This is a genomic window from Bacillus sp. 3255 (assembly GCF_031456485.1).
GTDB lineage: Bacteria > Bacillota > Bacilli > Paenibacillales > NBRC-103111 > Paenibacillus_E.
Window position 1 is genome coordinate 67,323 of record NZ_JAVDUS010000004.1, and the last position, 22,321, is coordinate 89,643.

At 53.2% G+C, this 22,321-nt stretch carries 22 protein-coding genes; 15 read left to right on the forward strand and 7 right to left on the reverse strand.

Going from position 1 to position 22,321, the window contains the following annotated elements; all coding sequences use genetic code 11:
* Positions 1 to 27 precede the first annotated feature (27 nt).
* Entirely contained in the window at positions 28 to 372 is a 345-nt protein-coding gene (locus J2X61_RS07260; RefSeq protein ID WP_274468578.1) for a DUF1904 family protein, read from the reverse strand.
* 220 nt (positions 373 to 592) lie between these two features.
* Between J2X61_RS07260 and J2X61_RS07265 the strand changes: the two genes are divergently transcribed.
* A complete protein-coding gene (locus J2X61_RS07265) occupies positions 593 to 949 on the forward strand; it encodes a hypothetical protein (protein ID WP_274468580.1) in 357 nt (118 codons plus the stop codon).
* A gap of 70 nt (positions 950 to 1,019) precedes the next feature.
* On the opposite strand, the gene J2X61_RS07270 is transcribed toward J2X61_RS07265, so the two are convergent.
* Positions 1,020 to 1,499, reverse strand: coding sequence for a C40 family peptidase (locus tag J2X61_RS07270; protein ID WP_274468581.1), 480 nt, complete (start codon positions 1,497 to 1,499; stop codon positions 1,020 to 1,022).
* A gap of 182 nt (positions 1,500 to 1,681) precedes the next feature.
* Between J2X61_RS07270 and J2X61_RS07275 the strand changes: the two genes are divergently transcribed.
* The 14 genes from J2X61_RS07275 to J2X61_RS07340 all read left to right on the forward strand — a co-directional run bounded on the left by J2X61_RS07275 (position 1,682) and on the right by J2X61_RS07340 (position 17,054).
* Positions 1,682 to 2,554, forward strand: a complete 873-nt coding sequence (locus J2X61_RS07275) for an aminoglycoside 6-adenylyltransferase (RefSeq protein WP_274468582.1) — start codon at positions 1,682 to 1,684, stop codon at positions 2,552 to 2,554.
* Between the two features lie 20 nt (positions 2,555 to 2,574).
* A complete protein-coding gene (locus J2X61_RS07280) occupies positions 2,575 to 3,459 on the forward strand; it encodes a nucleoside hydrolase (protein WP_274468584.1) in 885 nt (294 codons plus the stop codon).
* Positions 3,460 to 3,484: 25 nt separating this feature from the next.
* A complete protein-coding gene (locus J2X61_RS07285; RefSeq protein ID WP_274468585.1) occupies positions 3,485 to 3,646 on the forward strand; it encodes a hypothetical protein in 162 nt (53 codons plus the stop codon).
* Between the two features lie 80 nt (positions 3,647 to 3,726).
* Complete coding sequence (locus J2X61_RS07290) at positions 3,727 to 5,247, forward strand: MDR family MFS transporter (protein WP_274468586.1); 1,521 nt, start codon at positions 3,727 to 3,729, stop codon at positions 5,245 to 5,247.
* 131 nt (positions 5,248 to 5,378) lie between these two features.
* Positions 5,379 to 6,023 carry a hypothetical protein gene (locus J2X61_RS07295; protein ID WP_310186902.1) on the forward strand — a complete coding sequence of 215 codons (645 nt, stop codon included), beginning with the start codon at positions 5,379 to 5,381 and terminating at the stop codon, positions 6,021 to 6,023.
* A gap of 53 nt (positions 6,024 to 6,076) precedes the next feature.
* Positions 6,077 to 6,943: a VOC family protein gene (locus J2X61_RS07300; RefSeq protein WP_274468588.1), complete on the forward strand. Its 867-nt coding sequence runs from the start codon at positions 6,077 to 6,079 to the stop codon at positions 6,941 to 6,943.
* Between the two features lie 162 nt (positions 6,944 to 7,105).
* A complete protein-coding gene (locus J2X61_RS07305; protein WP_310186904.1) occupies positions 7,106 to 7,762 on the forward strand; it encodes a YheC/YheD family protein in 657 nt (218 codons plus the stop codon).
* An 89-nt stretch (positions 7,763 to 7,851) separates the two neighbouring features.
* Entirely contained in the window at positions 7,852 to 8,982 is a 1,131-nt protein-coding gene (locus J2X61_RS07310) for an L-dopachrome tautomerase-related protein (protein WP_310186906.1), read from the forward strand.
* A 695-nt stretch (positions 8,983 to 9,677) separates the two neighbouring features.
* Positions 9,678 to 11,354 (forward strand): permuted SH3 domain-containing protein, encoded by a 1,677-nt coding sequence (locus tag J2X61_RS07315; protein WP_274468594.1) that lies wholly within the window; start codon positions 9,678 to 9,680, stop codon positions 11,352 to 11,354.
* 30 nt (positions 11,355 to 11,384) lie between these two features.
* Positions 11,385 to 12,107 carry an ABC transporter ATP-binding protein gene (locus J2X61_RS07320; protein WP_274468596.1) on the forward strand — a complete coding sequence of 241 codons (723 nt, stop codon included), beginning with the start codon at positions 11,385 to 11,387 and terminating at the stop codon, positions 12,105 to 12,107.
* The gene (locus J2X61_RS07325; RefSeq protein ID WP_274468597.1) at positions 12,104 to 13,282 is read left to right on the forward strand and encodes an ABC transporter permease; all 1,179 of its coding nucleotides are present in this window, start codon (positions 12,104 to 12,106) and stop codon (positions 13,280 to 13,282) included. The genes J2X61_RS07320 and J2X61_RS07325 overlap by 4 nt, the downstream gene beginning before the upstream one ends.
* Positions 13,283 to 13,328: 46 nt before the next feature.
* Complete coding sequence (locus tag J2X61_RS07330) at positions 13,329 to 15,545, forward strand: hypothetical protein (protein ID WP_310186908.1); 2,217 nt, start codon at positions 13,329 to 13,331, stop codon at positions 15,543 to 15,545.
* A 126-nt stretch (positions 15,546 to 15,671) separates the two neighbouring features.
* Positions 15,672 to 16,562, forward strand: a complete 891-nt coding sequence (locus J2X61_RS07335) for an RNA polymerase sigma-70 factor (protein ID WP_310186910.1) — start codon at positions 15,672 to 15,674, stop codon at positions 16,560 to 16,562.
* Positions 16,563 to 16,610: 48 nt separating this feature from the next.
* Positions 16,611 to 17,054, forward strand: a complete 444-nt coding sequence (locus J2X61_RS07340; RefSeq protein ID WP_310186911.1) for a carboxymuconolactone decarboxylase family protein — start codon at positions 16,611 to 16,613, stop codon at positions 17,052 to 17,054.
* 71 nt (positions 17,055 to 17,125) lie between these two features.
* Here J2X61_RS07340 and J2X61_RS07345 read toward each other — a convergent pair whose 3' ends face one another.
* The 5 genes from J2X61_RS07345 to J2X61_RS07365 all read right to left on the reverse strand — a co-directional run bounded on the left by J2X61_RS07345 (position 17,126) and on the right by J2X61_RS07365 (position 22,131).
* Entirely contained in the window at positions 17,126 to 18,025 is a 900-nt protein-coding gene (locus J2X61_RS07345) for an SDR family oxidoreductase (RefSeq protein ID WP_310186912.1), read from the reverse strand.
* A gap of 62 nt (positions 18,026 to 18,087) precedes the next feature.
* Positions 18,088 to 18,270, reverse strand: coding sequence for a hypothetical protein (locus tag J2X61_RS07350; protein WP_274468605.1), 183 nt, complete (start codon positions 18,268 to 18,270; stop codon positions 18,088 to 18,090).
* A 4-nt stretch (positions 18,271 to 18,274) separates the two neighbouring features.
* Positions 18,275 to 19,468 (reverse strand): Ger(x)C family spore germination protein, encoded by a 1,194-nt coding sequence (locus J2X61_RS07355; protein ID WP_310186914.1) that lies wholly within the window; start codon positions 19,466 to 19,468, stop codon positions 18,275 to 18,277.
* A 17-nt stretch (positions 19,469 to 19,485) separates the two neighbouring features.
* On the reverse strand, positions 19,486 to 20,991 hold the full coding sequence (locus J2X61_RS07360) for a spore germination protein (protein WP_310186917.1): 1,506 nt from the start codon (positions 20,989 to 20,991) through the stop codon (positions 19,486 to 19,488).
* A 30-nt stretch (positions 20,992 to 21,021) separates the two neighbouring features.
* Positions 21,022 to 22,131 (reverse strand): GerAB/ArcD/ProY family transporter, encoded by a 1,110-nt coding sequence (locus J2X61_RS07365; protein WP_274468610.1) that lies wholly within the window; start codon positions 22,129 to 22,131, stop codon positions 21,022 to 21,024.
* Positions 22,132 to 22,321: the final 190 nt, after the last annotated feature.

Below are 22,321 nucleotides of genomic sequence, written 5' to 3' on the forward strand. Positions count from 1 at the left end.
GCGTAACGGAAGTGTGCGTATGTACGCTCAAGTGAGCGAAATCGGCTCTTCCAGATTCGATTTCAGGGGTTGTCCTTCTTTATAGTACAGGTGCGGCGAAAGCAGGATGAAGAAGATGTGAACCTCACCGAAACCGTGCGCGGCCAGCAGGTTGTTCATGGCTAGCGCGATGCGGTCGTGCATGTCCTGATCTCTCGGGAACATCATAATCTCCAGCGATTGCGGGGAATTGTTCAGCTGCTCGACCAGGAGAAGCTCAATTTTTACTTTTTGCTGCACAACACCTGTAATTCTAGAAAACTCTTCAATAATATCGCTTGAAATCGAAGTCACGAAATCGCTCTGAAATCCTTTGAAACGGAGAAAAGGCATGCTGATTCCTTCTTTGCATAGTTGTTAGCGAATTTAATCATTCTATTGAAAAGTCATCGCAAAAACAAAATCAATTTTAGATGATATCATTCTCGGAACTAGATCGGTAAAGGCAGGAAGGGCCTCCCCGCAAAAAAATTCAGGATGGCGTGAACGATCTTCCGGGCCTGGACGTAATATAGTTGTTCATAACAGAAAAAGAAGGCATGGAGGGATTCCAATGGCAAGAAATATTGAATTTACGAAAGATAGCCTTATTCTTCATCTATCAGGATTAACAAGCGCCGCGGCGTTGAAACGCGAGGTAGACATTCCATATAGCCAAATCAAGCTAGCCACCGTCGACGATTACAAGCTTTCCATGTTTCGCTTCAGAGTCGGTACTTCGATTGCTGATATTCGCGAGGGCCGGTTCCTGATCGGTGACCGCTGGTGCTTCGTATCTTACGAAAATCATCAGGACGTCGTCATACTTGAGCTTGAAGGACACGAATTCGGAAAAGTCATATTTCAAATTGACGAACCGCACGCTGTTCTAGCCACAATTCATGAACACCTGCCTGCCGTCCATTCTTAGCCATCAAATAAAAAAAGAGAGAGTTCAGGATTAGCATTTCCTTGAACTCTCTTTTTCAATCCGGCGGGTGCTAGTAATGTCTAGCTGTTATGTATCTGCTGCCCCAGTATCCGGTGTTCAATGATTTGATCACGACACCTTCACTCTTCGTGTTGCTGATGAAATTGCCATTCCCGACATAAATGCCGACGTGGTCGATCTGCCCAGGCCTGCTGACGCTGAACATGACCAGATCGCCGATCGCCAATTGGCTCTTGCTAGGCACTCTGGATCCGAAGCTTGTCTGCGCCTTGGAGCCCCAAGGAAGATTGACGCCGTTCTTCTTGAATACAAACTGCGTGAACGCGGAGCAATCGAACACCAAGTGTTGAGGATCTCTCGTACCGAAACGGTAGGTTACTCGACCGATATATGATTTTGCTGTATTTACAAACTTATGGCCGTTGGTCGCATAAATTTCTTGAGCCGAGGCGGAAGCAGGCATGGACAGTCCCGCTGTCGAAAATAAAACGGATAGAGCAACCGAAGTGGAAAGAATTAATTTTTTCAAAAGAAATCGCACATCCTTTTTCCAGTTTTGGTAGTTAAGCGTTTGTATGGGATTACTGTACCATAGAAAAACTTAGTGATCCCTAGTTGATTACTGGGTCTAGTGGGGATATTGCCCAAGGTAAATATTGTGAGTCGATGAGATGTGGCAGTCGGACGATATACATAAGGAGAGATGTGTTAGTGAGAACGGAAAAAGAAATGATGGATTTCATTCTTGCCTTTGCCGAGGAGAACGACTGCGTTCGAGCTGTCATAATGAACGGTTCGCGGGTGAATCCGGAGGCGCCGCGCGACATTTTTCAGGACTATGACATCGTGTTCTTCGTCACCTCGGTAGCCGCATTTGTCGAGGATCGCAGCTGGATCGAACGGTTCGGGGAGCTGATTATCATGCAGACGCCCGACGAGATGGACGGCGAATGGATGCGTCCTTTGCAGCGTTTTGCATTTCTTATGCAATTTACCGACGGCAACCGGATCGACTTGACGTTCTGCGCAGCAGACAGCATGGATACACTTTCAAGAGACAGCCTCAGCAAGCTGCTATTGGATAAGGACGGATCGATCGAGCCTTTTGCGGAGCCCAGCAATAGCGACTATTTGACGAAACCGCCGACGGCTGCCGAGTTCGCCGCTTGCTGCAATGAATTCTGGTGGGTCAGTACGTACATTGCCAAAGGGCTGTGGCGCAGGGAGCTCTCCTACGCGAAATTTATGTATGAAAGGCCGGTGCGCGATATGCTGGTCAGGATGCTTCAGTGGCATATCGGGATAAGAACGGGGTTCACCGCGGATTCTGGGAAATGCGGCAAATATTTCGAGCAATGGCTGGAGCCGAGGCTGTGGGAGGCATTCGTGCGGACATACCCGGACGGTGATTATGACCATATCTGGGAAGGACTTGAAACGATGTGCGGACTGTTTCGGGAGACGGCGAAGGAAGTGGCCCAGTATGGCGGCTTTGCTTATAATGTCCAGGAAGATGAGCGGGTTAGCGCCCATCTCGCTCATGTTCGTCAGCTGCCACAGGATGCGGCAGCCATATATGAATGAGCGGGAGGTTTCATCGAGCAATGAAAAAGGTGTGGTTGGATACCGATATCGGCGGCGATATTGATGATGCCCTTTGTTTGGCCTATCTGCTGCGCCAACCTGCTTGCGAGCTGATTGGCATTTCTAGCGTTGGCGGAGAAGCGGAGAAGCGAGCCATGATTGCGGACGCCATCTGCAAGGCTGCAGGCCGAAATATCCCGGTATATGCAGGGGCTGACCGGCAGCTGCTCCCAAGCAGTCTGTATCCCACGCCGGATGGGGCGCGGCGTCTTGACCAGTTCCCCCACGATACATCCTTCCGCAAGTATGAGGCCGTAGACCGGATGCGGCAGGTGATCCGCGAGCATCCGCACGAAATTTCGCTCGCCGCGATCGGCCATTTGACGAATATTGCGCTGCTCTTCGCCGTTGATCCCGGCATTCCGAAGCTGATCAAAGAGCTGTACATCATGAGCGGCGTATTCTCGGAATCGTTGGAGAGAAGCTTGAATATGCCGCAGGATAACTGGAACGCGTGGGTGGATCCTCACGCCGCAGCCATCGTTTATGCGGCGGATGTGCCGGTGATGCGCACGTTCGGGTTGAATGTCACGACGCAGCTGGTCCTGGCGCGAAGCGAGAAGCCTGATCTGTTTCAATCCGCCGTGATGCAGGCGGTGGAGGCTTTCGGCTCACCCTGGCTTGAGCACCATGAGATGACGTTCCACGATCCGCTTGTAGCGGCTTGTCTGTTCGAGCCGGAGCTGTGCGCGTACCGCAGAGGAAAGATCGAGGTGGAGTTTAGGCAAGAGCAGAGGCTTGGCATGATGGAATTTCAAGCGAGCAGCGCCGGCTGCCATGAGATCGCGTCGGATGTGAATCGGCAGCGATTTTTCGAGCACTATTACAAGATTGTCGGCACATGACCGGGAACTGAAGGGGAGGGCACTTATGCGAGAGCTTGTTGGGCAGTGCAGTGTTTGCGGCAAAGATATTTTCTGCGCGGACGGTTTCCTGGAAGGCGTGATACGGGAAGATAAGCAGCTTGAATGCTTGACTTGTTCCGAGGGCCGTTCGGAAACCGGACTACGTCTGGAGACGGATACATTTTAAATTCTCCGGTCCGATGATCTCCTGCGTCCGCGAAGGTAAGATTAACCTATACCAAATAAGTTGAAAGATGAGGTGTAGGTGTGAATAAGCAAGGCAATGACAAAAAACTCATATTAATCGGGCTCCTGCTTGGCTTGGTATTCTCGGAGCTGGATCAAACCGTGGTCTCCACGGCGCTGCCGACAATCATCCGTGAGCTGCACGGACTCTCGCTCTACGGCTGGGTGGCGGGAATTTACATGCTTTCGATCACCATGTTCATGCCGATCTTCGGCAAACTGGCCGATATTTACGGCAGGAAGAAAATTTATTTGAGCTGTGTGACGCTCTTTCTATTGGGCTCCGTCATCTGCGGCTTGTCGGGCTCAATGACGATGCTGCTTATCGGCAGATGCATGCAAGGCATCGGCGCCGGGGGATTAATGCCGCTCGGCATGATCATCATCGGCGATACGTTCCCGCTGGAGATGAGGGCCAAAGTACAGAGCCTGGTCGGTCCTTTGCTAATTCTGCCTCAGTTATTGGGCCCGACCGTCGGCGGTTACCTCGTCAGCCATGTCAGCTGGCATTGGATATTCCTGATTAATATACCGGTTGGGATGACGTCGGCCATCTTCGTCGCCAAAGGCTTGCGCGAATCCGTGAGCGACGCTAGGAAATCGATTGACTGGTGGGGAGCCGTCACGCTGGTTCTTTCCATGCTTTCCCTGTTATTGGCTCCCGTACTTATCGACGTGAAGGGCTACACATGGGGCTCGCCGGCCGTTATCGGCCTTTTGGTGCTGTCCGCTGCGCTGATTGCCGTATTCATCCGCATCGAGTCGAAAGCCCTGGAACCGATTATTCCGCTGGCCTTGTTCCGCAACCGCTCCGTCGTCGTATTATCCTGCATTGTCTTCATCACGATGCTCGGCATCATGGGCGGCATCTCCGCCTTTCCGTTCTTTGCCCAGAACGTTATGGGCATGACGCCGACAGCCTCCGGTTATTTGTCGCTGGCCTTCATGGCGGGCGCCATTCCGGCAAGTATCATTTGCGGGCGATTGATTACGCGGGTTGCCTACAAACGGCTGTTTATCGTTTCCTTTCTATTCCCGGTCGCCAGCTTCATCCTGCTGTCGCGCCTTCATACGGACACCACGGTGCTGTATATCATCGCTTCCTTCTTCATCATGGGACTGGGCATCGGGGTCTTGTTCGGTTCCGACAACTTGATCGTTCAAGAGTCTGTTGCCAAAGAGCATTCCGGCGTAGGCGTAGCGACCGTGCAATTATTCCAGGCGATCGGGACGACGCTCGGCTTCAGCATCTTCGGCAGCCTTCTATCGCGACAAATCGTCACCGGCATAACCGGCTTGTCAGGGCAATTTCCGTCAGGCACAAGCGAGACGATTATGAACGGAGGTATGCCTCAGGGGCTTTCGGCTGACCTGCTGCTGAAGATCAAGCTGGTGTTTGCGGAGAGCTTCCAGCACATATTTGCGATCAGCATCGTCTTCGCCATTGCCGCCTTCGCCGCCTGCCTGCTGTTGAAGAAGGAAGTGCTCTCCTCCAAGGAAGAGCTTCCGTCGGCACCTGCCGCAGCAGATGCCGGCATGTAAGGATATGCCAGCCCAGGTCCGTGACGAACGGGACTTGGGCTTTTTTTCAACTTTCCACATGCTGGAAGCGTCTATTCTCTGTATGGGAGATGATGATGTTTGGGGAGCGTGCGGGGACAATGCCTTGGCCTATGGTTCATTTTAGTATTGCGTTACGAGTTTGGGAGGAGGAGTTGACTCCTGAGTTCCTATTGGGGAGTTTGGCGCCGGATGCCATCCATATGAGGGAGGGGACGAACCGGCAGGACAAGGGGCGGACTCATTTGTGTCTGGACGATGGCACGATGCCGGATCTTGCGGTCATTCATCGTTTTTGCGAAGAGCGCTTACGCAGTCGGGATCCTTTCTTCAGGCAATTTGCGCTGGGCTATGCCGCTCATATATGGACGGATCTGCGTTGGACGCAGACGGTCTGGCAATCGTTTGTCGAACAAGCGGGACAGCAGCGGATCGAACCGTTTGGAGATTTGAAAAGTATCTATAACCGGGAAGTATGTCAACTGGATTATGACTTACTGAGAATGGAGAAACGAGCGGATGCTATGCTTGCTTCCGTCGCCCGTTCTCGTGCGTATTCCCTGCCGCCTTTGCTGAAGGAGCAGGAAATTGCTTCTTACGGTGATCGGGTTGTCAGGGACTTGCGGGATGCATCTATGGAGCCGCGGATCACTCCTGCGTACATAACGATGGATACGATTCAGGAGTTTATGGAACGGACATCGGAGGAACTTAGGGAGCTTATGAAGGAATGGGCACAAATGACGCGCTTGACGTAATTAAATAACTTAACTAAACTTGATTACAAATAGTAAGTCAAGGAGGCGACAGCATGAGTTCAGTTTTACCTTCGGATATGAAGCTTGGTGTCGTGAAGCTGTATGTTTCCAATCTGGAGCGCTCCATCCGCTTTTACCGGGACATCGTCGGGCTGCGGCTGGGAAGTTGCGATAGAACGAAGGCGGACCTTACGATTGACGGCAGCGAACCGTTTCTGCTGCTCGAGGAACTGCCGCATGCCACGGTGACTCCGCGCAGATCGGCTGCCGGATTGTATCATTTTGCCATTCTCCTGCCTGACCGGGCAGCGCTTGGCCGAAGCCTGAGGAATCTGATCGCTTCCGGCATCCATATCGGTCAAGCGGACCATTTGGTGAGCGAAGCGCTGTACATCACCGATCCGGATCAGAACGGGATCGAAATTTACTGCGACCGCCCGCGAAGCGCTTGGCAGCGGGACGCCGAAGGTTATTATGTGATGGCCGCGGACCCGATCGATTGGGAGGGCTTGCTGAAGGAAGCGGAAGGAACGGTCTGGAACGGGCTGCCAGCGGGCACCACAATGGGCCATATCCATTTCCATGTCAAAAGTCTGGAGCAATCCAAAGCCTTCTACTGCGATGTACTTGGCTTTGACATTGCGGCCGATGCCAGAGCCTCGATGAGAGCTTTGTTCATCTCGGCGGGCGGGTACCATCATCACATCGGGCTGAACGTCTGGGCGGGGGAAGACGCCCCGTCACGTCCGCCGCACGGCACGGGGTTAGCTTATTGCACCCTCATTTTCCCGGATGCCGAGTCCCGGAACGAAGCGGCGGAACGGTTGGCGCGCGCCGGATCGCGCTGCGCGGCAGACGGCGAGGCCCTGATCGTTACGGACCCGTCGGATATCCAATTGCGGCTGATCGTTGCGCCATGAATATGAACCTTCAGAAGCAGATGCGGAGAAATCCGACATCTGCTTTTTTGATATGCCGCTAAATCTCATTCGCGGATTGTTTGCCGGATTGTCCGTTTCGTTTCCAGAGAGACAGACATACAGTAGCAGAGAGGAGAGCATGTACAGAGGAGGCGTGTTTCATTGCGTAAGGTTGCTAATAAATGGGTGAAATTTGCAGTCCTGCAGCAGCATTCCGGCGTGGCCAAGCACATCCCGGCTATGCGCCGGTTTAGCCCGGAGAATCTGGAGGCGATGCTTCGTCAGCATTCGTTTATCGTGGCCAAACCGATAGTCGGTACAGGCGGTAACCGGGTCATGAAGCTTTACAAGGCGGGCAGCGGCTTCGTACTGCACCATGCAGGGGTGAAGAAGACGTACGGCAGCATGAACGAGCTGCTGCAAGCCATTCGGCGAATCGGCGGGAATCGGGCGCTCATGCTGCAGCAGGGAATTCATCTGACGACGATTGACGGCAGACCGGTGGATTACCGCGTCAAGCTGGCCAAAGTGGGAAGGAATTGGGAGATCCGCGCGGTTGTAGGACGGTTGGCGCGTCCGGGATTATTCGTTACCAACCTCTGCCAAGGGGGGACGCAGCTGAAAGGCAGAGAGGCTGTTAGGCGGACGTTCCCTGCATCGATCGTTAGAGACAAAATCGCCACGATGATCGGCGTCGCCCGAACCTCGACCATGCTGCTGGAAGCGCGTTATCCGGGCATCGGCATGCTGGGGTACGATTTTGGCATCGATAAGAAAGGGACCGTCTGGATTTTCGAAGTGAATACGAAGCCCCATTAGCAGGCTGCGCGCCCACGCCTTTTGATCTTGAGCGCATACCTATAGGATAGGAGCATATGGAGATCAAGAGGTGACAGGAGGCCTGCATCATGTATAAGATCATTTGCCACTGGAACCGGTTGGATTGGCACTTCCCGCAAGAAGCGAAGAAGCAGGATTACGAGAGTCGTGAAATTTGGAAAAAAGCAATGCCCGCCGGCGTGAAAATCGATCATCACGGCCAGTATTACGTCTCTGTACCGCGCTGGGTATCCGGCATTCCGGCTACGATGAACCGCATCGTATCCAAGGACGGTAAGCCGCTGCTGGACGCCTTTCCCAGCTGGGAGTGGAATGAAGAGGGACAGGCGGATGCCCTGCAATCCGTGCTCGGCTATGAGATCGATGAGCACAACCGGATGTGGCTGCTGGATCAAGGGAAAATCGCGTATCAGCCTTCGCCGGAAGGCTCGCAGAAGCTAGTGATCTGGGATTTGAACGCGAACAAGCTCCTCGATTCCATCGTCATCCCCGATGCGATTGCGCCGTACCAAACTTCTTTTCTGAACGATTTGGTCGTGGATAATAGAAACGGCTTTGTGTATATAACCGATTCCGGCTGCGGCGATCCCAAACGTCCTTTGCGCGGAGGCATCATCGTCTATAACATGCGAACTCGAACGTTCCGGCGCGTATTGGACCGGCAGGACAGCACGCAGGACTTTCCGGGCTTCCATTTCCAGATCGACTACAAGCCGGTTTACAAAAAAGTTCCCTTGCGTATCGGCGCCGACGGGATCGCCTTGTCCGCAGACAGGTCGACTTTATTCTACTGCCAAGTAAGCGGCCGCAATTTATATGCGATCCATACGGGACTGCTCCGGAACGAGCAAGTTCCTGCGGAGCAGTTGAACGCCTCCGTGCAAGTGCTAGGCAGCAAAGGCACGACGACAGACGGCATGCATGCGGATAACAGTGGGAATTTGTTTTATACGATGCTGGAGGGGAAAGGGGTCGGCTTCTTCGATGCCAGAGACCGCAGCTTCCACAAATTCGTGTCGGACGACAGGATGCTATGGGTGGACGGCGTCGCTTTCGATCAGAAAGGCTCGATCATTTTCAACAGCAACCGGCTGCACGAAATGTACGGCGGCTATGAGATCGACTGGAGTTATCCCTATAATCTCATCATTTGGAAAGCCTATGTGGGAAAAGATGTGAAATCGTACCTGTACGGATAAGATCGATGTGAGAGGAATCGGATGCGAGACCTGGCGGCGTGCCAGGTTTTTTTCACCCCACAATTCGGTTGTGAAAACTGTGGTGAAGCGATGCATCCTGAGTATTACAAAGGTATTCGTGGGCATGAATACAAGTTTACCGATGTTCGTCAAACTTAAAAGGACCGTTAGGGGGATATTCCCTGACGGTTTTTCTTACTGCGGCGTGGCGGGGCTCTCTCGTTGAGGGAGCCGAGCTTTTCTTGGTCAAACGCAGGGCGTAACTGGAATTTCTCCCGTTATTCGCGAGAAAATTAGCCCAGTTGTACGAATAAAGGGAATTCCTCCCGTTAATTCGTCCCCATTTCGCGTAAAGGCTGCGAGTACGGGCTGAATAACGGGAGGAATTCCTGTTATTGAGCATTCGAGGATCCGCCAGGCTGCATGTAACAGGAGAAATTCCCGCTATGGGCGGGACTCTCGGTAGAGGCTTGGCTCTCTTAGAGGAGCCGAGCTTTTTTGTCGTGAGGCGCCGCCGCCCGGTCTGAGCCGGAGCCGTGGCGGCCGTACCATTTTTCAGCAAACGTTCAGACAGCTTTCAACTTTTATTCAGCCGCCGCTCAGTATGGATTCAGCCGTGTCCCTTACACTTCAACTTGTGAGATGGTTATGACGAAGACAATCGTGGTCTTGGAACTTGGAGAGGGGAATCATCAATGAGCGTAAGTCGGAAGAAGAAATGGATCATTATCGTCTTGGCAGCGATGCTGTGCGGTGCGGGAACTTATTATTACATACAGAACAAGGCGCAGCCTGCGACAGCCGCCACACAGCAGCAGACGGCCATGAAGGTGTCCAAAGGAGCGATCTCCTCCTCGATCTCTGGTACTTCCCAGCTGGATGCGAAGGACAAGCAAAATATCGTCATCCCGGTGGACGGTATCATCAAAACGATGAACTTGACGCAGAATCAGCCGGTGAAGAAAGGCGATGTGCTTCTTGAGCTCTCCGTTCCTTCTACCGAAACGAATCTGAAGGAGGCGCAAGTCACCCTTCAGCAGTTAGAGAAGGAGTTGGCGGAGCTGCAGAGCGAACAGAACCATATGTCCGTATCTGCGACGATGAGCGGCAAGCTGACGCTGACCGCCAATTTGGATGCAGGCAGCCAGGTGAGCAAAACGACGAAGATCGGCACGATCTCGGATACGTCGCAATTTAAGGTGAAGCTGCCGTTCCCGCTGCAGGATGCGGTTCAATTGCAGAAGGGCGGGAATGTCGAGCTCTCGGTGGACGGTTATTTGCTCACCAAGGTGGGGACGGTATCCTCCGTTTCGCGTGAAATCAAAGCGGATGCGAACGGAAACAAGATCGTCGACGTGGAAGTGTTGGTTACGAATGACGGGACGCTTTCGGCCGGTTTGAAGATGAAAGGCAGCGTCGGAAGCGGCGACAGCTTGATCGAATCGACCGAGCAGGCGGCCTTGGAATACGTGCGGACGACGCCGGTGTTCGCTGAAGCCGGCGGCACGATCAAAACGATGAAATTCAAAGACGGCGAGACGGTGAAGCAGGGAGACTTGATTGCGTCACTGTTCAACGACGATCTCCAGCAGAACATCGTAAGCAAGCAAGCGGCTATTGAAAGCCAGCAAATCAAGGTGGACGACGCGCAGCAGAAGGTCAACCAATTGACGATCACCGCACCGTTCGACGGCGTGTTCTCGGCCGACTTCGCCAACAGCAAGAGCAATGTGCTGCGCAACTATCCGGTCGGTGCGCAAATCACGGCCAATACGACATTAGGCGCTGTGGCCAGTTTGAGCACGATGCAGCTCGCCATTGCGGTGGATGAACTGGACTTGACGAGTGTGAAGGTAGGCCAGAAGGCTGTCGTGAAAGTCGACGCGATTTCCGGGAAATCGTTCGAGGGCGAAGTGACCTCGGTTTCCAATGTAGGAACGACGACGAACGGGGTCACGACCTATGATGCGGTTGTTTCCATTCCGAACTCAGCGTCCAATGAGCTGAAATATGCCATGACGGCAACGGCGGAAATTTATATCCAGGATAAGAAAGATATTCTCGTGCTGCCGATTCAAGTCGTGACGACAACGCGCGGCAAATCGACCGTTACGCTGAAGAAAGCGGATGGAACCGTGGAAGAGCAGCATGAAATCAAGACGGGAATTCGCAGCAAAACGCAAGTCGAGATCGTCAGCGGATTGGCCGAAGGCGACGAAGTCGTTATGCCGACGCGCAAAGCGACGACGACGACCGGCCAGCAGCAAACGGGAGGCTTCCCTGGCGGCGAAGGCGGTCCGCCCGCGGGCTTCCAAGGCGGCGGAGGCAACGGCGGCTTCCAAGGCCAAGGCGGGGGAGGAACGCGTCAGTGATCACTCATCCCGCAGAAAGGAGCCAATCGCATGAATATCATTGAATTATCCGGAATTACCAAGAGCTATGCCCGTGGCGAGGAAGAGCTGCAGATTCTGAAAGGAATCACGCTGAACATCGCACAAGGCGATTTTGTTGCGATTATCGGTCCCAGCGGCTCCGGCAAATCCACCTTGATGAATACGATCGGGCTGCTGGATATCCCGACCTCGGGCACGTATGCGCTGGACGGCGTTTCGACGGAGAAAATGTCCGATAACGGACTGGCCGAGCTGCGCAACCTGAAGATCGGATTTATATTCCAGCAGTTCAACCTGCTGCCCCGATTGTCGGCGATCGAGAATGTCGAGCTGCCCATGATCTATGCGGGCGTTCCGGCCAAACAACGCCGGGAACAGGCGCAGCGCATGCTGGAGAAGCTCGGGATGGGCCAGCGCGGACATCATAAGCCCAGCGAGCTGTCCGGCGGCCAGCAGCAGCGTGTCGCGATAGCAAGGGCATTGGCGATATCGCCCTCGCTCATCCTGGCCGACGAGCCGACCGGCGCGTTGGATTCCAAGACCGGCATTGAAGTGCTGGAGCTGATCCAGGAGCTGAACCGGCAGGGAAATACGATCGTGCTGATCACCCATGACAATCATATTGCCGATCATGCCAAGCGTGTCGTCACGCTTCGCGACGGTCAAATCATCAAGGATGTGCGCAACGAACCCGTGCCGGCGGCGGCTGGCCAGGAGGTGGTTGCGTTATGAGGCCTTGGGAGCTTATTCAGATGGCCATGGCGACGGTTAGAGCCAATCCGCTGCGCACGATTCTTACGATGCTCGGCGTCATTATCGGGGTTAGCTCAGTCATCACACTCGTTTCTATCGGGCAAGGAACGTCCAAAGCGATTGAGAAGCAGTACGAAGGCTTGGGGACGAACCTGCTGACCGTCAACCTGCTTGGCAACGGCCGGGCTACGCAGCTGAAGTATGACGAAATCATGGAGCTGGAGGGGACATCGGGCATTAGCGGCATCGCGCCGACGATGACCAGAGCGAATACGAGCATTAAATTCGATCGAACTACGCAGACGTATAGTGTGATCGGAACGAATGACCGTTATTTGGATATGCAAAAAGGGGAGGTCGGCACCGGCCGTTTCCTGGCACCGGCGGATTTGGATTTCCGCAACCACGTTGCCGTGATCGGGACGGAGGTTGCCGCCAAATTTTTCGGTAAAGAAGATCCTCTCAACGAAGAAATCAACGTCAACGGTTACATGTACACCATTATCGGCGTTTTGAAAAGCAAAGGTTCCAATACGAGCGGAACGTCGCTCGACAGTGCAGTCATCGTGCCGCTGCCGACGATGAGCCGGGATTTCAAGCTGGGCAACATTCGTTCCACGTATGTGGAGGCGGCTACGGGTGACGATATAAGCCGGGTACAGGCGGTATTGGAACGCTGGCTGTATAACAAATTCAAAAGTACGACCGGCTACAATATTTTCAATTCCTCCGAATTGATAAGTGCCAGACAGGCGGCTTCCAGTACGTTGACGAATCAGCTGGTCGCCGTTGCCGCCATATCCCTGCTTGTAGGCGGTATCGGGATTATGAACATCATGCTCGTGACGGTTAGCGAGCGGACGCGGGAAATCGGCATTCGCAAGTCGATCGGCGCCAAGCGGCGGAACATACTGCTCCAATTCCTCGTGGAAGCAACGCTGATTAGCGGAATGGGCGGATTCATCGGCCTTGTGGTCGGTGTCGGGTTATCGCTGGCTTGGCCGTATATCAATCCCAGCCAGACGACCAGTCTTTCGCTTAATGTGGGGGTATATGCCTTCTTGTTCTCTGCGCTGGTCGGCGTCATCTTCGGCTTGTATCCAGCGAATAAAGCATCCAAATTAAAACCGATCGACGCACTCCGGTACGATTAATTCGGCGCAACCAGCAACCATATCTAGCTCTGGGAGGTTATTCATCATGATACGCAAATTCAAATCGATTCCATTCAAGCAAAGCAGCCTGGCGCTGCTCTTCACAGGCAGTTTATTGGCTGCGGCGCTGCCCGGCGGTTCCGCGCTTGCGGCGGGCGAAGCCGTATACATCACGTCCTCATCCTACTTCATATTGAATCAAGCGGCGCTTTCGTCTTCATCCCTTCAGTTCGAAGTCGCTTTGCATAACGGCGACAGCAAGGCCATCGATTTCAATCAATATGGTGTCCGAGTAACCGATGATGCAGGACACAGCTTTACGGCCAAATTAAGCGAGAAGAAGAGCGCGAGCGTTCTTCCCGGTCAGGAGCAAAGCTTCCGCTTCTATGCGAATCTGGGAGAAGGGGAAACGGCGGACCGGCTGAAGATTGACGTCTTCCGCTGGGATGCAAGCCAGGTTGATTTCATGAACCATTTGGGAGATTTGCCGGTCAGCTCTGTCATCGGCGAAGGACAAACGACGGTCCCTGAGGAGATTGTGAATCTCCACTCCATCGACAGCACCCTCCCGAACGATGCGGCCCTTGCCTTCCAGTTGGGTCAGAGCGTGCGGGTTTCGGAGAATGGCAAGTGGTATTTGTACACGCAGGTGGCGGCCAAGAACCTGGGCTCCAGCAGCGTGAAGCTGCCGACAGGCTTGCAGCTCAGACTCGTAGACGCAGCCGGTATGGAATACACATCGACGGTGCTGGACGGGTCCGGAACAACCTTCCTCCCGGGCGAAGGGGATACGATTACGCTGAAGACGCCAATTTCCAAAGGGATGAACCTGAACGGAGCGTCGCTGGAATTTTATTACTTGAATCTGACCGAGGAGGTTTCGCTCGGCAGCATGAGCTTGCATGCATCGATGCAGACGACACCGCTGGATACGAAACAAGCCTACATCGGGCAGCAAACCGGGGAGCAGATGACGGTTCGGGCCAACTCGACGCAATATGCGGAGCAAGCCGACGGTGTACACGTGCAAACGATCGTGACGCTTAGCAATGACGGGAAGGAAAGCGCAGCGATTCCTTCGTTTTTCGCCACCTATCAGGTTGGCGATTCAGGGACAGCCGTTACGGCAGAGGATAATACGGCGCGCAGCAGCTATCTGGCTCCGGAAGAAACGGCTGCCTATTATTTCAATGCGGTACTGCCGGCAGGCACCGACCCGAATTCGGCGCAGCTTGTCCTCTGGGAGAAGACATCGTCATCTTCGACGGCGAGCAGCGCGTCCGGCACGGCGGCCTCGGGTACGGCAGCCGCAGCGACAACCGGCTCCGGCTCGAGCTCTGGCAGCACCAGCAGCAGCAGCACCGGCACCTCCGGAAGCTCCGGAAGCTCCGGAAGCTCCAATGCCGGTGCTTCGGGGCAAATGCCTGTTGCCGTGTTCCTGCTTAAGGGTGCCAAGGAAGCCCCAAGCGGGTTTACGACTGCGGTGAGCTATGATTTGGGTACGAAGCTGAAGTTAACCGACAACTCGGTTCTGAACAAGAATGTGGATGTCGCTCTGGTCGAGCTCCATGCCCACGAGAACGACGATCTCGGCTATAAGACGGCCATCGCCAAGTATAAGATTACGAATCACGGATCCACGACCATCGCGCTGCCGGAGCTGCAAAATGAGCTCCTGGACAGCAGCGGCAATTCCTACACGGGCACGCGCCAAAGCACCGTTGCGGCTCAGCTTACGCCCGGCAGTTCTTATGTCGTGAGCTACTCGTATCTGCTTCCGAACCGGACAACGGAGGATGACGAGTCCTTCGCCCTGAACATCTATGACGATAAGTCCGTCTCCGAAGGCAAAGTCTCGCTAGGCACCTATCAAGTCGCCTTGCAGCAAGATATTGGCGGCGATACGATAGATCTGTATCCATTCTCGTTGAAGGTGAACAGCGATTCGATCTCCTGGCTGTACAGCGGAGGCAGCTATTCCTATCAATTAACGCTCGATCTTACAATCACGCATGAGGATCAAGTGATCATCGATTCGAATTTCTCGACGATCGAATTCGAAATGGTGGATTCGCTAGGCCGCATCGTCGGCACCCAAACGTCCGCTCTTACCGGTACCGCGAAGCTGACGAACGGCGTGCAGAAGGTCGTCGTTTCGGGTCTCAAAAACGAGCAGGTGGACACCGGTGTCGTCGTCAATATGTACGAAGTCATCGCCACGCCTAACGGCACCGCCAAGCGTTTGATCAAACAATTTCATTAATCATGTCGCCAAGGCGTCCGTATGCTTGTCAGCGTACAGACGCCTTGCTGCGTTCTTTACAGAGGGGGACCCATTGTGGTATGAATACAGCAAAGCTCATGAAGATAAATGGAAAGGAAATTCCATATGGAGGAGATCTATCGGACTTATCATAAGCTGCTTTTCGCCGTCGCTTACCGCATGCTTGGGTCTGCAGCTGATGCGGAGGACATCCTGCAGGAAATTTATATGAAGCTTCCATCGGTAGATTTGGCGAGCGTCGACAATCTGAAAGCCTATTTGGTCAAAATGGTAACGAACCGCTGTCTGAACGTCGTGAAATTAGCGCGCAAGACGAGGGAAGTCTACGTAGGACCGTGGCTGCCGGAGCCGCAAATTCAAAACGCCGCCCATGATCCGATGCGGCGCATCGAGCAGGACGAAACTGTCAACTATGCGTTCCTTGTCCTGCTCCAGAAGCTGACAGCCACGGAACGGGCCGTCTTCATTCTGCGAGAAGTGCTCGGCTACGAATACGCCGAAATTGCCGACATGCTGCATAAATCGGAGGATAACTGCCGGAAAATATTCAGCCGGGCCAAAAGCAAAGTCGCAGGCTCAGGTGAGCGGTCCTCCGATCCGGCAGGAGATACCGAGCCGCTTGCCCGGCTGTTTATGCGTGCCGTCTCGACGGGCAATTTCACTGCGTTCGTCTCGATGCTGACGGATGAAGCGGTTTTGATTTCCGATGGGGGAGGCAAGAGGCGGGCTGCGATCCATCCGATTATCGGCAAGCTGCGCATTCAAGCCTTCTTCCAAGGGATTGTCGCCAAAGGGTCGCTGCAAGGGGAATGGCTCCCGGTCCGCCACAATGGACAGGACGGATTGCTGCTTGTTCAAGACCGTGAACCGGTCAAGTTCATCGCCTTCCACCTGCCTGCACAGGGGCAGCAGGCAGCGGGAATTTATATGATTGTTAATCCCGATAAGCTTCAGAACATCTTTTTTTCGCTGACCTGTCACAAAACGCCAAGCTGATCGGTCTCCTAAGCGGGAACAAAATTAACCGCAATGGAGGAGATTCGCATGGAAGTTAGATTTCAGTACAACAAGGTTAATCCGGAGGCGCAGCAAACGATGTATAAGCTGGAGGGCTTCATTAAAAGCAGCGGCTTGGACCGAACTTTGTACGAGTTCATCAAGATTAGGGCTTCGCAAATCAACGGCTGCGCTTTCTGCCTGGATATGCATATGACGGAGCTGCGCAGCATGGGCGAGACGGAGCAGCGCATCCAACTGCTGGGCGTCTGGCGCGAAGTTCCGTTCTATTCGGACCGGGAGAAAGCAGTGCTGGAGCTTACGGAGGCTGTCACATCGATCTCCGCGCAAGGCGTTCCGCAGGCGGTCTATGAGCGGGTTCGGGAGCATTTTGATGAGCGGGAGTTTGTAACGCTGATTATGGCTATCAATACGATCAATGCTTGGAACCGGATTGCTATCTCCACAGGCATGTTCCCGGGATGCCGGTAAACCGGCAGCCGTACGGGGACGGCAGTCCGCCGAAGCACTGAAAAACCTGGCCCTGGGCCAGGTTTTTTGGCTTACGTCTCCGAGATGATCCCGCCATTGACATGCAGCACCTGCCCCGTAACGAACGAAGCGTCATCCGACGCCAAATAGATGTAAGCGGGTGCCAGCTCGAAGGGTTGACCGGCCCGCTTCATCGGCGTTTCCAGACCGAACGACCGCACATAGTCGGCTGAGTAGCTGGAGACGATGAGCGGGGTCCAGATCGGACCGGGAGCGACTGCGTTGACGCGGATTCCTTTGTCCACGAGCTGCAGCGACAAGGAGCGGGTGAAAGAGACGATAGCCCCTTTGGTAGACGAATAGTCGACCAGCAGCGGAGCGCCGGCATACGCCGTAACAGAAGCGGTATTAATAATGGCGCTGCCGGGTTTCAGATGCGGCAGCGCCGCCTTCGTCATATAGAAGTGCGGGAAAATATTCGTCCGGAACGTGTCCTCAAGCTGCTCGCTGCTGATGTTGAGAATGCTTTCCTGGGGGAATTGCACCGCTTGATTCAAGATTAGCACATCGATTCTTCCGAAGCATTCCAACGACCGGCGCACAACCTCGGCGGAGAAAGCTTCGTCTCTGAGATCGCCGGCAATGGGCAGCGCTTGACGGCCGTACTTGGCGACCATGTCAGCGGTTGCCTGCGCGTCTTGGTGCTCATTGAGATAAACAAGAACGACATCCGCGCCTTCTTTGGCGAAGCCGATGGCAACCGCGCGCCCGATGCCGCTGTCGCCGCCGGTAATAATGGCCACCTTTCCTTGCAGCTTGCCGCTTCCGACATAATCCGGATTATCCGATATCGGCGCCGGAACCATCAAGTATTCCAAGCCGGGCTGTTGAGCCTGATGCTGCGGCGGGAACGTAATGGGCTTGTTTTCACATTTCATTTCATAGCTGTAATAAGGATACATCGGATGCATAGGCGATCCTCCCAACGTTTATACAACAGTAGGATATTCACCTAGTTCCGAATTCGTTCGACTTAAGCTCTTGGGGCGATTTTGAATGTGATATGATTGGCGATCAGGATGCTTAAGGTTAATCCTACCAGCATGAGAGCGACAAAAACGAACCATTCGTTCTTTTCTTTTTTTTTCTTCAAACGGGGGAATTCATAGGCAGTCAGTGCGCCATAGAACAATACGGTGAAAATAATAATTGTCATTGCATTAGCCACCCGTCCCTTTAATAAGACCGATCCGGCCAATGACGACATTTGGGTGAATGGCAACTTTCAAGTCAGGAAAGATGTCATCCCAATTATCTTTGTAATGCCGGTTCCATTCCTTGGGATAGGCCCGATAAACGGCACGCCCGAAGCCGAGAATATCGGATCGATATTTTTGCTGTGCTTGCTTGAGCGCAAGTTCGACGCGGTCTTTCAATTCTTTGTTCAACCTGCTTTGCAGGTAGAGGATCATATCATTTTGCGCGAGATTAATGGCAGAAGCACTCTCCAGGACGTTCACATTGGAGCGAATATCGACATCGATGGATAATTGCCCGTCTCCCAGGTTCGGCGTAATGTTCGATTCCACTTTGATAATTTCCACGCTGACTTTACCCCCGCCTTTCTCCTTAGGCAAACTGACCGTTATGACCCCGATGGATATTTCGTTGCGCAGATACAGGATCCCACGTGTTTCCATATCGTCCATCCAACCGACCAGTTTATCTTTCCGGAAGACGGCTGAGCCCTCGATAATTTGTGTCTTGGGATCCGAGTCGGCTGCTGCGTCAGCCATCGCGCCGACTTCCCGCGGGGTGATATTGATTTGCGGTGCGACCGGTTCGAGCCCGTCGGCGAGCATCATGTCCCAGAAATCTTTGATCGTGATCTTCAAGCCGATGCCTTGTTTGACGAGCTCTCGCGTTTCCTCGGAAGGAACCTTCTCCAGCAGCGTTCTGCTGTTCAACAGCTCGACGGCTTCGCCTTTCGTGAGGATCAGGTAGCTGTGCAGCCGCGGTTCGTGGTACCTGGCGAAAAAGTCGATAATATGCGCAACGCCTTCCTTGGCCAATTTCTCTCCGATCACCAGACTGCGGCTGTGTGCGAAAAAAATATGCCTCGATATTTTCTTCTGCAAGTTCCGGTAGGCGTCGGAGATCGTCTCCCCAGTCTCGGAAATAACGAGTGTACTGTTCTTAATATCGGAGCTGCCGCTGCCGGCGGCTGTGGATCCCAATTTGGCAGGAATGCCGATTTGAACCGAAAGACGAATCTCTTTATTCGGCATCAAGTCCAAGCCGGTCGCTGTAACGATGCCGATGTCATTGATCTCTTTCCGGTTCCAGCAGCCTGTTAGCAAGAGGACGATACAAGCCAGCAGCGATACGAGTCTGAAGTTTTTCAACAATTTCATCTGCCTTTGTGCGCGGTCTAGTTGTTGCGGTTCGAGGGGCCGGGACGGAGCCACTTCTTGAAACGTCTTTGATTCTGCTTGGCCGTCTCCTGAGGCCTCTTCGTCATCGCCCACCACGGTGCGCGAATGAGCACATCCTTAAGCCCGTTAAAGTTAAAAGGCGCCAGAGGGGTCAGGTAAGGAACTCCGAAGGACCGAAGCCGCGTGAGATGGATAATAATGAAGAAGATACCGATCAGAATTCCGTATAAACCGAGCACGGATGCGAGAATCATCATCGGAAAACGCAGCAAGCGGATCGCTCCGGTAAGGCTGTAGCTCGGAAACATGAAGGAGGCGATCCCCGTGATCGAAACGACAATGACAAGCGGAGCCCCCACGATACCCGCTTGTACGGCGGCTTGGCCGATCACGAGCGCGCCGACGATGGAGACGGCACTGCCGATCGGACGAGGAAGCCGAATTCCGGCTTCACGCAGCGCTTCGAACGATATTTCCATGAGCAATGCGGCTACGATGACCGGGAAAGGAACGGTTTCTCTGGCGGCGGCAACGCTGAACATCAGATTCGTCGGCAGCAGCTCTTGATGAAACGTAGTGACAGCAATATAGATGGATGGGAAGAGAAGCGCGATTCCAAGGAACAGATAGCGCAGGAGACGAATGGCTGAAGCCAGTATGAACCGCTCATAGTAATCTTCCGTCGCATTCATCAATTGGTAGAACGTAATGGGAACAATCAGCACGAATGGCGTATTATCGGTGAAAATGGCGATCCGGCCTTCCAGCAAATTGCCGACCACCCGGTCGGGCCGCTCGGTTTGCAGCACCTGCGGAAAGACGGAGTACGGGTTATCCTCAATAAACTCTTGAATATAGTTGCTTTCCTCCACGCCATCGATTTGAATCCGGTTAACCCGCAGGCGAACTTCCTCAATGACGGCGGGATCGGCGATTCCGTCTAGATAAGCAATCACAACTTCGGTCTTCGATAACGTGCCGATGGTCATACTTTCCATTTTGAACTGCGTTGTTTTGAGTCTTCGCCGTACCAAGCTTGTATTCGTGCGCAAGCTCTCGACAAATCCGTCGCGTGGACCGTATACAACCACCTCGGTATTAGGATCCTCAACAGACCGTTGTTCCAACGTCTTCTCGCTTATGATCAGGGCTTGCGTGCAGCCGTCTACGAGGAGAATCGTATCCCCTTCCAGCAAGTGGCTGGCTACCTCTTCAAGCGTGACGCACTTACTTACACCGCCAGAGGTGACGGCCTGCTCCAATTCGGGAGGAAATTCCGTTAGCAGATCAATGGTTCCGCTATACCGCAGCAGGGGCTGAAGCACATTCGAATCCAGCCGCTCCATATTGACCAGCCCGTTAATGTACACCATGACAGCGTCGAGGGAGGCGTTAATTTCGAAATTCCGGTAGGCGAAATCGAAGGTACGCTCAAACATAACTTCTAGTTGCTGGAAGTCGTCTTGCAGAATACCCGTCAAAACCGTCCTTTCCTGTACCATCATGAACGCCTCCATGAACGAATTGGAATTTTACGTTTTGCTTTTTTTGCGAATCATTGCAATGACGAGCAGTCCGATCGGGATGACGATTTGCAATGGCACATGCAGATAAGGATCAATAAAGTTTGAGCCGATGAAACGGAATTGAACGAAGTTAGTTGCCAAAATAATGGAAAACGGTGTGATTAGCGCGCCAAGAGCGAGAGCTATCGAGTCGTAATTTTTAATATGGAACAGTTGGGCGATAGCGACGGAAGCTCCGAAAGTCCATCCGCCTACCTTCAAGAAGACGCCGGCCACCATCAGCAAAATGATGACGGCATCGAAACGTTCGAGGAAGTCGGCGATGGAAACCATTCGGGTTGCGGCGAGAAGCGGGAAAAATTCTTCTTTATAAATATGCGGACCCAGCACGCTTATCATGACGATGGCATTAAGGGCAAGCAATATGCCCCCGGCAATAATGACGGCGAAGCCCGCCGTTTTGGCTTTGCTAACCTTCGAGAGGAACGGGAAGAACATCAAGATCAACACGGTTTCACCGAAGGGAAACACCAGGATGGAGGGTGAAGGGAACGGAAACACTTCGTTCATTACCGGCTTCCAGCCTTCCCCCAGCACCGGCTTCAGCCGCTGCAGATCGAATTCATCGTTCGTGATCAAGATGAGGATCCATACGGCGAACATGACAAGTATGTAGACGGGAAACATCAATTCGCCCATCCTTCCGAACGATTCAATGCCCCCGCGCAAGCAATAAATGATCAGCATGACAAAACAGCCGATGATGACGACCATCGGGGTATTCGGCAATATCGTCGACAGGATCAATTCGGCGAAATCCCGGCATGCCGTACTTGCGAGAAAGGTGAAGTAGAAAATATAAAGAACGATAACCGGATAAGCCAGATATTTCCCGATAATTTTGGGAAGCATCTGAATTAGGGTGTCTTCGGGATAGATGGAAGATAGTTTGATGTAAACGCCCATGAGAATAATACCGCCTAGCATCGAAACAAGAATGGCCAGCCAAGCGTCCTGCTTAGCGCCGGCCCCGACGGAGAAAATCAGCGTATTCCCGATTTCGAAGCCGAGCATAACGTAGAAGAGCTGAAGTGCGCTAATTTGTTCTTGTTTCATCGCCGTCTCCAATTATCCATTCAATGAAAGCGGCACGTGACCACTTTTCCACATTGTGACATTTCGCTTAGTAATGTATCCGATTATCCGATTTTTATACGGAAAAATCGCGGCCTTGCCCATGCGGCAAGCCCCATATAATTTAATTACAATCAAACTTGCATTAGCATGGGGCAGGTGAGAAATGTAA